Origin of the sequence: Rhizobacter sp. (assembly GCF_035702065.1) — a bacterium.
Taxonomy (GTDB): Bacteria; Pseudomonadota; Gammaproteobacteria; order Burkholderiales; family Burkholderiaceae_C; genus Rhizobacter.
In genome coordinates this window covers 1-10,770 of sequence record NZ_DASSRA010000337.1, presented here as the reverse complement: position 1 = coordinate 10,770, position 10,770 = coordinate 1, and the positions used below count along the sequence as shown (strand labels likewise).

General features: G+C 70.2%; 9 protein-coding genes and 1 pseudogene. 8 read left to right on the top strand and 2 right to left on the bottom strand.

From position 1 onward, the window contains the following. The 4 genes from VFL64_RS15090 to phnE form a co-directional block, all read left to right on the top strand. Positions 1-1,415 (top strand): MATE family efflux transporter (locus VFL64_RS15090; RefSeq protein ID WP_489541203.1); only part of this gene is annotated, 1,415 nt, incomplete at its 5' end. A gap of 89 nt (positions 1,416-1,504) precedes the next feature. Further along, on the top strand, positions 1,505-2,341 hold the full coding sequence (gene phnC, locus VFL64_RS15085; protein ID WP_489541202.1) for a phosphonate ABC transporter ATP-binding protein: 837 nt from the start codon (positions 1,505-1,507) through the stop codon (positions 2,339-2,341). An 81-nt stretch (positions 2,342-2,422) separates the two neighbouring features. Beyond that, positions 2,423-3,400: a phosphonate ABC transporter substrate-binding protein gene (phnD, locus tag VFL64_RS15080; protein ID WP_489541201.1), complete on the top strand. Its 978-nt coding sequence runs from the start codon at positions 2,423-2,425 to the stop codon at positions 3,398-3,400. A gap of 19 nt (positions 3,401-3,419) precedes the next feature. Beyond that, positions 3,420-4,229 (top strand): phosphonate ABC transporter, permease protein PhnE, encoded by an 810-nt coding sequence (gene phnE, locus VFL64_RS15075; protein ID WP_489541200.1) that lies wholly within the window; start codon positions 3,420-3,422, stop codon positions 4,227-4,229. 106 nt (positions 4,230-4,335) lie between these two features. On the opposite strand, the gene VFL64_RS15070 is transcribed toward phnE, so the two are convergent. Beyond that, positions 4,336-4,710 (bottom strand): hypothetical protein, encoded by a 375-nt coding sequence (locus VFL64_RS15070; RefSeq protein WP_489541199.1) that lies wholly within the window; start codon positions 4,708-4,710, stop codon positions 4,336-4,338. A gap of 106 nt (positions 4,711-4,816) precedes the next feature. Between VFL64_RS15070 and VFL64_RS15065 the strand changes: the two genes are divergently transcribed. Together VFL64_RS15065 and VFL64_RS15060 are read left to right on the top strand one after the other, a co-directional pair. Next, the gene (locus VFL64_RS15065) at positions 4,817-5,167 is read left to right on the top strand and encodes a DUF2200 domain-containing protein (RefSeq protein ID WP_489541198.1); all 351 of its coding nucleotides are present in this window, start codon (positions 4,817-4,819) and stop codon (positions 5,165-5,167) included. 7 nt (positions 5,168-5,174) lie between these two features. After that, positions 5,175-5,564, top strand: a complete 390-nt coding sequence (locus tag VFL64_RS15060; RefSeq protein WP_489541197.1) for a hypothetical protein — start codon at positions 5,175-5,177, stop codon at positions 5,562-5,564. 30 nt (positions 5,565-5,594) lie between these two features. Here VFL64_RS15060 and VFL64_RS15055 read toward each other — a convergent pair whose 3' ends face one another. Beyond that, positions 5,595-7,778, bottom strand: a complete 2,184-nt coding sequence (locus VFL64_RS15055) for a prolyl oligopeptidase family serine peptidase (protein ID WP_489541196.1) — start codon at positions 7,776-7,778, stop codon at positions 5,595-5,597. A gap of 154 nt (positions 7,779-7,932) precedes the next feature. Here VFL64_RS15055 and VFL64_RS15050 point away from each other — a divergent pair, with 154 nt between their 5' ends. Both VFL64_RS15050 and VFL64_RS15045 read left to right on the top strand, forming a co-directional pair. Beyond that, positions 7,933-10,416 (top strand): mechanosensitive ion channel domain-containing protein, encoded by a 2,484-nt coding sequence (locus tag VFL64_RS15050; protein WP_489541195.1) that lies wholly within the window; start codon positions 7,933-7,935, stop codon positions 10,414-10,416. 26 nt (positions 10,417-10,442) lie between these two features. Then, positions 10,443-10,770 (top strand): annotated as a pseudogene (locus VFL64_RS15045) (methionine synthase); the annotation flags it as partial.

The following is a 10,770-nucleotide window of genomic DNA, read 5'->3' as shown; positions in this document are numbered from 1 at the left end:
CCTTCTCTCTTTCGAGATCCACCACCATGTCCACCACCGCACTGCCCGCTTCCGCGACCTCGTCGGTCTCCACGCCACCGCCCTTGTGGAAGGCCTACGTCAGCATCCTCGTGCCGATGCTGCTCACCAACATCCTGCAAGGCCTAGCCGGCACGCTCGACGGCATCTACCTCGGCCAGATGATCGGCGTCGACGCGCTGGCCGCGGTGTCGGCCTTCTTCCCGCTCTTCTTCCTGTTCTTCGCCATCGCACTCGGTCTCAGCTCGGGCGCCACGGTGCTGGCCGGCCAGGCCTTCGGCGCGGGTGACCTGCCTGCGGTGCGCGCGGTGGCCGGCACGGCCCTCGCGCTGTTGCTGTGCCTGGGCGCGGCGGTCAGCGTGCTCGGCGGCGTCTTCGCCCCCGAGTGGATGCGCGGGCTCGGTACGCCGCCCAACGTGCTGGCCGAAGCCAGCGCCTATGCGCGGTTGATGCTGGCCGGCATGCCGCTCTTCTTCGTCCTGTGGCTGGTCACCTCGCTCAGCCGCAGCGTGGGCGATGCGGTGTCGCCGCTGTGGACGCTCTCGCTCGTGACCGCCATCGCCATGGCCTGCACGCCCGCCTTCATCCGCGGATGGTTCGGGCTGCCGCAGCTCGGCGTGCGCAGCGCGGCCGTCTCCACGCTGCTCGGCTTTGCCATTGCGCTGGTCTGGACGCTGTGGCACTGGTGGCGCAGGGGGCACCCGCTCGCGCCCACGGCCGCACTGCGGAGCGCGGTCAGGCTCGATCCCGTCATCCTGCGCAAACTCGTCGCCATCGGCCTGCCCACCGGCGTGCAGATGCTCACCATCGCCTGTGCCGAGCTGGTGCTGCTGGGCCTGGTCAACCGCCATGGCTCGCACGCCACGGCGGCCTACGGCGCGGTCACGCAGTTGATGAACTGGCTGCAGTTCCCGGCCATGTCGCTGGGCATCGCCGCCACCATCCTGGCCTCGCATGCCATCGGGGCGGGGCGCGCCCACCGGCTCGGCGCCATCGCGCGTACGGGCCTGTGGATGAACCTGCTGTTCACCGGCGCCTTCGTGGCCGTGGCCTATGCGGCGTCGCCCACCGTGCTGGGCTGGTTCCTCACCGATGCGGCCGTCATCGCGCTCGCGCTGCACCTCTTGCGCCTGGTCGCGTGGACCATGCTGCTGCGCGGCGCGAGCATGGTGCTGGTGGGGGTGATGCGCGCCAGCGGCACCGTGTGGGCACCCACCGGCCTGGGGCTGGCGGGCATCCTCTGCATCGAGTTGCCGCTGGCCTGGTGGCTCGACGCACGCATCGGCATGGCCGGCATCTGGTGGGCGTATGTCGCCACCTTCATCGCCATGCTGCTGCTGCAGACCGGCTTCTACCGGGGGGTATGGCGGCACCGACAGGTGCGGCGATTGATCTAGATGTCTTTCATCTCCCTGCCGCCGACACGTCACGCAAACGTCACGACCGATCACCACAATTCCGCGATCGTCTGATGCGAGGAACGGCCATGGCCGACGTGGTGATCGATGTGGTGCAGCTGCGCAAGACCTTCGGCGCCAACGCCGCTTTGCGCGGCGTGTCGCTGCAGATCGAGCGCGGCCAGATGGTGGCGCTGCTCGGAGCTTCTGGCTCGGGCAAGTCGACGCTGCTGCGCCACCTGAACGGCCTGCACCGGGCCGACGCCGACAGCCACTCGGCCGTCACCGTGCTCGGCAGGCGGGTGCAGCAGAACGGCCGCCTCGGCGCCGACATCCGCGCCACGCGTGCCAAGGTGGCGGCCATCTTCCAGCAGTTCAACCTGGTCGACCGGCTCTCGGTGATGCGCAACGTGCTGGCCGGCGCCTTGCACCGCCTGCCGCTGTGGCGCGGCCTGCTGGGCCGCTTTCCGCAGGCCGAGCTGCAGCGGGCTTACCAAGCGCTGCAGCGCGTGGGCATCGAGCGCTGCGCGTGGCAGCGCGCCTCCACGCTGTCGGGTGGCCAGCAGCAGCGTGCCGCCATCTCGCGCGCGCTGGTGCAGGGCGCGCAGGTGATCCTGGCCGACGAACCCATCGCCTCGCTCGACCCCGAATCCAGCCGCCGCGTGATGGAGCTGCTGGCCGAGGTGAACCGCGAGTTCGGCGTGACGGTGTTGGTCTCGCTGCACCAGATCGACTACGCCTTCGCCTACTGCCCGCGCACCATCGCCCTGCGCGCCGGCGAGGTGGTGCACGACGGCCCCACGCAGGCACTCACGCCGCAGCGGCTGCGCGACCTGTACGGCACGCAGAGCGACGAGCTGATTGCATCCCAGCCGGAAGCGACCCAACCCATGCCCCCCGAACCAGCCAAGCTGCTGGCCGCCTGACCCGTGCCCGCGCATCTCCGTCCGTTCACCCGAGCGGGCGGTGGCGTGCGGACCAACACCCCGCATACCTAGGAGCACCCCATGAACCGCAGAGCCACCCTCCTCGTCATCGCCACCACCGCCTCGCTGTGGTTCGGCCAGGCCCACTCGCAGCAGGCGCGCGAGATCAGCATGGGCATCATCGCCACCGAGTCGTCGGCCAACCTCAAGACCGCCTGGCAGCCGCTCATCGACGACCTGCAGAAGAGCACCGGCCTCAAGGTCACCGCCTTCTTCGCCCCCGACTACGCCGGCGTGATCGAGGCCATGCGCTTCAACAAGGTGCAGGTGGCCTGGATGGGCAACAAGTCGGCCCTCGAAGCCGTGGACCGTGCACAGGGCGAGGTCTTCGGCAAGGTGGTGTCGGTGGACGGCACCGAGGGCTACTGGAGCCTGATGATCGTGCACAAGGACAGCCCGCTGAAGACGCTGGACGACGTGCTCAAGAGCCGCGCCAGCCTCACGCTCGGCATGGGCGACACCAATTCCACCAGCGGCACCCTGGTGCCTGGCTTCTACGCCTGGAGCAAGAACGGCGTCGACCCGGTCAAGGACTTCAAGCGCAGCGCCCGCTCCAACCACGAGAGCAACATCCTCGCGGTCGCCAACAAGCAACTCGATGTCGCCACGGTGGCCAGCGACGGCGTCGACCGCATGAAGATCAAGATGCCCGAGAAGGCCGCCGAGTTGCGCGAGGTGTGGCGCTCGCCGCTGATCCCGAGCGACCCGCTGGTGTGGCGCCGCGACCTCGACGAAGCCACCAAGAAGAAGCTGCGCGACTTCTTCATGGCGTACGGCCGCGATGCCCGCGAGAAGGAGGTTCTCAAGACGCTGACGTGGTCGGCCTTCGTCGCGTCCGGCAACCAGCAGCTCACGCCCATCCGCCAGCTGGAACTGGCCCGCGAGCGCGCCAAGACCGAGGCCGACGCCAACCTGCCGGCCGACGAGAAGGCGAAGAGGCTCAAGGAGATCGACCAGAAGCTCAACGAGCTGGCGCAGCAGCTGGCCTCCGCCAAGTAAGAAAGAAGGAGCGCCTGCCGTGTCGTCTGCCTCAACGCTGAGCCTGGCGGTGCCTGCTGCGAGCGTGCGACCGCCGCGGACCTCGCTTGCCACCTGGCTGCTGTGGGGTGTGCTGCTGGCGCTGCTGGCCGGCAGCTGGAAGGGTGCCGACATGCGCCCGCTCGACCTGCTGCGCGACAGCGGCAACATGGCGCAGTACGCACGGGGCTTCTTTCCGCCCGACTTCAGCGACTGGCGCCACTACCTCGACGAACTGGTCGTCACGCTGCAGATCGCGGTGTGGGGCACGGCGCTGGCCATCGCCTGCTCGGTGCCGCTGGCACTGCTGGCTTCGGCCAACATCACGCCCTGGTGGGTGCACACGCCGGTGCGCCGCCTGCTCGACGCCTGCCGCTCCATCAACGAGATGCTGTTCGCGCTGCTCTTCGTGGTCGCGGTGGGCCTGGGCCCCTTCGCCGGCGTGCTGGCGCTGTGGGTGCACACCACGGGCGTGCTGGCCAAGCTGTTCTCCGAGGCGGTGGAGGCCATCGACCCGCAGCCGGTGGAGGGCATCCGCGCCACCGGCGCACACCCGCTGGCCGAGGTGCTCTACGGCGTGATCCCGCAGGTCATGCCGCTGTGGATCTCGTACGCGCTGTACCGCTTCGAGTCCAACGTGCGCTCGGCCTCGGTGGTGGGCATGGTGGGCGCGGGCGGCATCGGCATGGTGCTGTGGGACGTGATCCGCGGCTTTCAGTACGCGCAGACGGCGGCGGTGATCCTCATGCTGGTGGTGGCCGTCTCGCTGATCGACATGGCCTCGTCGCGGCTGCGCAAGCGGGTGATCTGACAGCCCCCCAGTCGCTCACGCTCCTGCCCCCGGGGGGCGCCGCCCGGCGGCCCGGCGAAGCCGGTTCCGCGGGCGTGGCCGAGGGGCGCGTCGCTTCGCTTGCGCGTCAGGCCGGCTTGCGCTTGGTGGCAGCCGGCGCCTTCTTGCCCGCCGCCTCCGGCCGCGTGGTCTCGCCCGGCGCCAGCGTGAACAGCTTGGCCGCACGGCCCTTCAGTTCCAGCAGTTCGTTGGGCGTCACCGAATAGGCGCCGGTGGCCAGGTTCACCTGGATGCCGAACTCCACTTCCTTCTTGCCGTTGGAGAGCGCGCCCGAGGTGAACTCGTAGTCTTCGCGCTCGGCCGGCAGGCCCTGGGTGGAGGCGTCGTAGTCCTCGTACTCGACGCTGCGGATCTCGCCGCTGGCCAGGTCCAGCATGCCGGTCGAGGTGATGACCTCGTCGCTCAGCTCGTCGGTGATGGTGATCGGCAGCTTCAGGTCCACGGTGTGTCTTCGCAAGAATGGGCGGGGCAGGGATTTTAGGGGGCGGCGGCGCGGCACCCTGAGCACAATGCCGTGCACACCCCTCGCATCACGTGGAGACCCGAAGATGGCCGCCCATCGAATCTTCTCGACCCCTTTTGCCGTCGTGTACCCGCTGTACGTCCAGAAGGCCAAGCGCAAGGGGCGCACGCAGGACGAGGTCGACCAGGTCATCTGCTGGCTCACCGGCTACGACCCGGCGGGCCTGCAGCAGCAGATCGAGCGCAAGACAGACTTCGAGGCCTTCTTCGCCCAGGCGCCCGCGATGCACCCCGACAGCGCGCTCATTCGCGGTGTGGTCTGCGGCGTGCGGGTGGAAGAGGTCGAAGACCCGCTGATGCGAAAGATCCGCCAGCTGGACAAGCTCGTCGACGAGCTGGCCAAGGGCAAGGCGATGGAGAAGATCCTTCGGCGATGATCCGCGCATGTCCACCTACCTGAAACACATCGACTGGAAGCTGGTGATCGTCGTGCTGCTGGCCTGCTACGTGCTGCCCACCGCGGTCGTGGGTTTGCTCTTCGCGTCCACGCTGCACGAGGCCCTGTCCGGGCTCATCGGACAGGCACTGGCCTCGTTCGTCGCGTTCTTCGGCCTGTTCCTGCCGCCTTTGGCCAGCGGTTACCTGGCGGCCCGCTTCGCCCGCCAGCTGCCGCGGCTGCAGGTGCTGGCGGTGGGTGTGCTCGGTGCGATCCTGTCGCTCGTGACCTTCCGCTCGTCGCCGCGGGCGATGGCGGTGTACGCGCTGGCCTGCATCGCGCTGGCAGCGCTGGGCGGCTTCATCCGCCTGCGCGGCGGCGGACACGACGCGGCCTGAAGGGGGCCAGGCGCCCCCCGGCCGCGCGGGTCACTTCGGCTGAAACGCCGGCTCCCCCATCTGCCACAGCGCAAACGCCCACGTGTCCGCCAGCTGCATCTCGCGCTGCGAGCGGTTGGAGCCCAGGCCGTGGCCCGCGTCGTAGTCGATGCGCAGCAGCACCGGGTTCTTGCTCGACGTGGCGGCCTGGGTCTTGGCGGCCATCTTCATCATGTGCCAGGGCGCCACGCGCGGGTCGTTGGCACCGGTCAGGAACATCACCGCCGGGTAGGGCGTGCCGGCCGCCACATGCAGGTACGGGCTCATGCCGTAGAGGCCGTGGAAGCCGTCCTTCGTCTTCACCGACCCGAACTCGACCACATTGGGCGGGCCGTTCGGTTCGGTCTCGGAGCGCAGCGTGTCGGACATGCCCACGTGATCGAGCACCACGCCGAAGAGTTCGGGCCGCAGCGTCATCGCGCGGCCGACGGTGATGCCGCCCGCACTGCCCCCTTCGGCCACCAGGCGCTTCGGAGTCGTGTACTTCTGGTCGACGAGGTACTGGCCGCAGGCAATGAAGTCGAGCACCGTGTTGAGCTTGGTGCGCTTCATGCCGCCCTGGTGCCAGTCTTCGCCGAACTCGCCGCCGCCGCGGACATGCGCCGTGGCGATCACGCCGCCGCGCTCCACCCAGGCGATGGCCGGCGCCCAGAAGAAGCTCTCGGCCACGATGCCGTAGGCGCCGTAGCCGTCGAGGATGGTCGGGTGCGAGCCGTCGAGCACCAGGCCCTTCTTGTAGACCAGCGTCAGCGGCACGCGCGTGCCGTCGTAGCTGGTCACCATCACCTCCTTCGATTCGAGCATCGAGGCGTCCACCTTCGAAGGCGGCACCAGCCCCGAGTCGGCGGTCTTGTCGCTGGCCGGGTCGTAGGTGAAGACCTGCGGCGGGCGCGAGGGGCTTTGCATGTTGAAGAGCGCACCGGGCTGCGACGGGTCGGTGACCGGCCCGAACAGGTTGCCCTCGAAGGGCAGGGGCACGGCGCGCGCGCCCTGGCCGTCGAAGCCGGTCTTCATCAGCTTGGCGAAGCCGCCGTCGCGCACGCGGTAGTAGAGGCCATCGGCGGCGATGCCGAAGTCGGTGATGACGCCGGGGCCTTCGGGCACGATGACCTGCGGCTTGCGGATGTCGGGCCGCGCCAGCGAGAGCGCGAGGATGCGAAAGCGCGAGGCCTCCTTGCGCGAGAGGAAGTACAGCGTGTCGCCGCGCACCACCGCGGCGCTCACGCCGTCGTCCACATCGGCGATCTTCTTCCACGGCGTGGCCGGCCCGTTGACCTGCGCGAGCGGGGCCACGTAGTAGGTCGAGGGGTTGTCGTCGGCGTTGTGGTTGGCCACGGCCACCGCCCACTTCGACTGCGGCGAGCCGATCACGTAGGTGATCTGCCCTTCGGGCACATCCAGCTTGTTGGAGACGCCGCGGCCGAACACCAGCGCGTCGGCCTCGCCGTCGGGGCCACGGCCGAGTTGGTGCAGGTAGGTGCGCGCGTTGAACTCGGTCTCGTTGGGCGGTGTGTTGGGCCCCACCTTGTTGAACTTGAAATAGAAGAACGAGCGGTTGTCGGCGCGCCAGGTCACCGTCGAGCCGTGCGCGCGTTCGATGGCCTCGGGCAGGTTCTTGCCCGTGGCCACGTCGAGCACGCGCAGCACGCTCGCCTCGGAGCCGCCGGTGGAGAGGCCGTAGGCCAGCAGCTTGCCGTCCCACGAGGGGGTGAAGTAGTCGACGGCGTAGTGCGTGTCCGTGCCCTGGCCCAGCGTGGCGGGGTCGAGCAGCAGGTGCTCGGCGCCGCTCAGGCCATCGCGGTAGTACAGCTTGGGCTGCTCCGCGCCCGGCTCGGTCACCTCGTAGAAGTAGCGCTGGCCGCGCTGCACGAAGCCGCGGCGGCGCGTGTCCACGTTGGAGAGTGCATGGATGCGATCCAGCAGCGCGTCGCGCCCCGGGATGCGGTCGAGCACGCCGCGCGCGTAGGCGGCCTGCGCCTTCATCCATGCCTGCACCTCGGGGTCTTTCAGGTTCTCCAGGTAGCGGTAGGGGTCGACCACCTCGGTGCCGAAGTAGGTGTCGGTGATGGGGCGCACGGGTGCCACCGGCGGGCCGTCGGCCGCGAAGCCGGGCACTGACGAGAGACAGGCCGACAGGACGAGAGCGGCGCGAACGGGGTGCTGAAGCAGGCGCATGTGCTGGGTGGGGCGGCGCGATCGTGTCGCGCGCCCCGGTGGTTGCGGGTGCGCGGATGATGCCCGCGCGCTTCGCCTGCGGCAACACGCTTCGTGCCGGCCGGGCAACACGGAGGGCGTGCGATCATCCTGCCCACCGACCCGACACGTTCCCATGGCCACAGCGTGTTCCACCCAGCTCTGGCGCCGCCTCGCCTGCGCGCTGGGCCTGGCTGCTGCCCTGCTGGCGCCGGCCCAGGCGCAGCTGCTGTCCAAGGCCCTTCCGGCGGCGCCCGCGGCCTCGCGCGAGAGCGCGCCCATCGTCGCCTCCGACATCCTCAACCGTGCCGACGAAGACCGGCGCGTGGTCGAGCGGGCCAACCGCAAGGCGCGTGGCCGCGACCCGGGCGAACGCCTGGCGGCGCGGCTCGACGAGATCGCCCGCCCGGTCGACCAGAAGCTGCGCACCTTCCAGGCCGACGAGCTGCGCCGCCTGCCGGTGATGCGGCTGGAGAGCCTGGACCGCCACTGGCTCTTCGACGCGCGCCGCCTCGAACGCTGGGAGGTCGACCTGCGCCAGACCGTGGCGCCCTACACCGACGACCTGGCCGGCCTGGCGCGTCGCCGTGCCGCGTGGGAGGCCACGCGCGCGGCCATCGGCCCCGACCGCGTGCCGGCGGCGATGAGCGGTGCCGTCGACACCATGATCAGCGAGCTGCGGGCGGCCGAAGACGGGCTGTCGGTGCCCCTGTCGCGGCTGATCGAGCTGGGCCACCGCGCCGACGCGCTCGGCGCGCGCATCCAGGCCGGCCGCAACGCGGTGGCCAGCGCCATCGAGCACATCGACCGCCGCCTGCTGCGTCTCGACGTGCCGCCGCTGTGGGCCGCGCAGCCGCAGCCCGCCGGCCGCAGCGACGAGGCGATGTCGCTGGAGCGCGGGCTGGAGATCGAATCGCAGTTTGCGCGCGAGTACGCCGCCGTCGACGTGACCAACCTGCACGTGCTGCGCTTCGTGCAGCTCCTGCTGTTGCCACTGCTGGTGTGGCTGGCGCTGCGCCACCGGCGCCAGGCTGCTGCGGCGGGGAACAGCCCACCCGCCGACGACACCACCGCGCGCGTGCTGCGGCGCCCCATCGCCTCATGGGTGCTGCTGTCGATGATCGCGGTGCTGGTGTTCGAGGCCGACGCGCCGCTGTTCGTGCACGAGGTGGCGCTGCTGGTGGCCCTGGTGCCTGTGCTGCGCCTGCTGCCGCCGCACAGCCTGCGCCTGCTGGGTGTGTGGCCCTACGTGGCCAGCGGCCTCTACCTCGCCAGCCGGCTCGGCCTCGTGGTGGCGCCCGACGGCCTGCCCTACCGCCTGCTCCAGCTCGGCCTGAGCCTGCTGGCCCTGGGGGTCATGCTGTGGCTGCTGTGGCGCTCGCGTGTTCCCGCCGGCAAGCTGACGCCGCGCCTGCGGGCCGTCATGCGCGCCCTCGGCCTGGGCGCCGTGGGCCTGCTGGCCGTGGCGGCGGTGTCCAACGTGGTGGGCAATGTCTCGCTGGCCGAGATGCTCACCACCGGTGTGATCGACAGCGGCTACCTCGGCCTGCTGCTCTATGCGGGCGTGACCGTCAGCACCGCGCTGCTGCGCTCGGGCCTGGCCGTGCCGGCGGTGGCGCAGCTGCGCCTGGTGCGCTACAACGCGGCGACGCTGGAGCGCTTTCTGCGGCGCGCGCTGGCGCTGGGGGCGGTGTTCGGCTGGGTGGTCTACACCATGAGCCGCTTTCGCATCCTGCGGCCGGTGCGGGCGGCGCTGGGCGATGCGCTGGCGTACAGCGTCTCGCTGGGCGAACTCTCGCTCAGCCTGGGCAAGGTGCTGGTGTTCGTGCTCTCGGTGCTGCTGGCGGTGTGGGTCGCGCGCCTGGTGCGCGTGCTGCTGCGCGACGAGCTGCTGGGCCACCTGTCGCTGCCGCGCGGCGTGGGCAACAGCGTGGCCTCGCTCAGCTACTACACGGTGCTCATCCTCGGCTTCGTGGTGGCGCTCTCGGCGGCCGGCTTCCAGGTCAGCCAGTTCGCCCTCGTGTTCGGCGCGCTCGGCGTGGGCATCGGCTTCGGCCTGCAGGGCGTGGTCAACAACTTCGTCTCGGGCCTGGTGCTGATGTTCGAGCGGCCCATCCAGCCGGGCGACATCATCGACATCGCCGGCGTCTCGGGCGAAGTGCGCGACATCGGCATCCGCGCCACCATCATCCGCACCTTCGACGGCGCCGACGTGGTCGTGCCCAACGGCTCGCTGCTCTCGGGCAACCTCACCAACTGGACGCTGCTCGACCGCCGCCGCCGCTTCGAGATCCCCGTGGGCGTGGCTTACGGTTCCGACCCGGCCCAGGTGATCGCCCTGCTCGAAGGCATTGCGCGCGACACCCCCGGCGTGATGACGCAGCCGGCGCCGTCGGCCGTGTTCCGCAACTACGGGGCCAGCTCGCTCGACTTCGCGCTGCGCGCCTGGACGCAGGACTACGACGGCTGGGTGGTCCTGCGCAGCAACATGATGACGCGCATCCTGCGCGAGCTCGACGCGGCCGGCATCGGCATCCCGTTCAGCCAGCACGACCTGCACCTGCGCAGCCTCTCCGAAGAGGCGGCAGCGATCCTGCGGCCTCCCCAGCCGCCTGCCTGAGTAGCTTGACCCCCAAGGAGACCGCCATGTTCAGCACCGCCATCGCCGGCAGCCTGCCCAAACCCGCCTGGCTCGCCGAAACCGAAAAGCTGTGGCCGCAGTGGAAGGCCAGCGGGCCCGAGCTCGCGCAGGCCAAGCTCGATGCCACGCTGCTGTGGATCAAGGCGCAGGAAGACGCCGGGCTCGACGTGATCGGCGACGGTGAGCAGTCGCGCCAGCACTTCGTGCACGGCTTTCTCGAACGCGTGGAAGGCATCGACTTCGAGCACAAGGTCGAGATGGGCATCCGCAACGACCGCTACAAGGCCATGGTGCCGCAGGTGGTGGCGCAGCCGCGCCTCAAGGGCCGCGTGC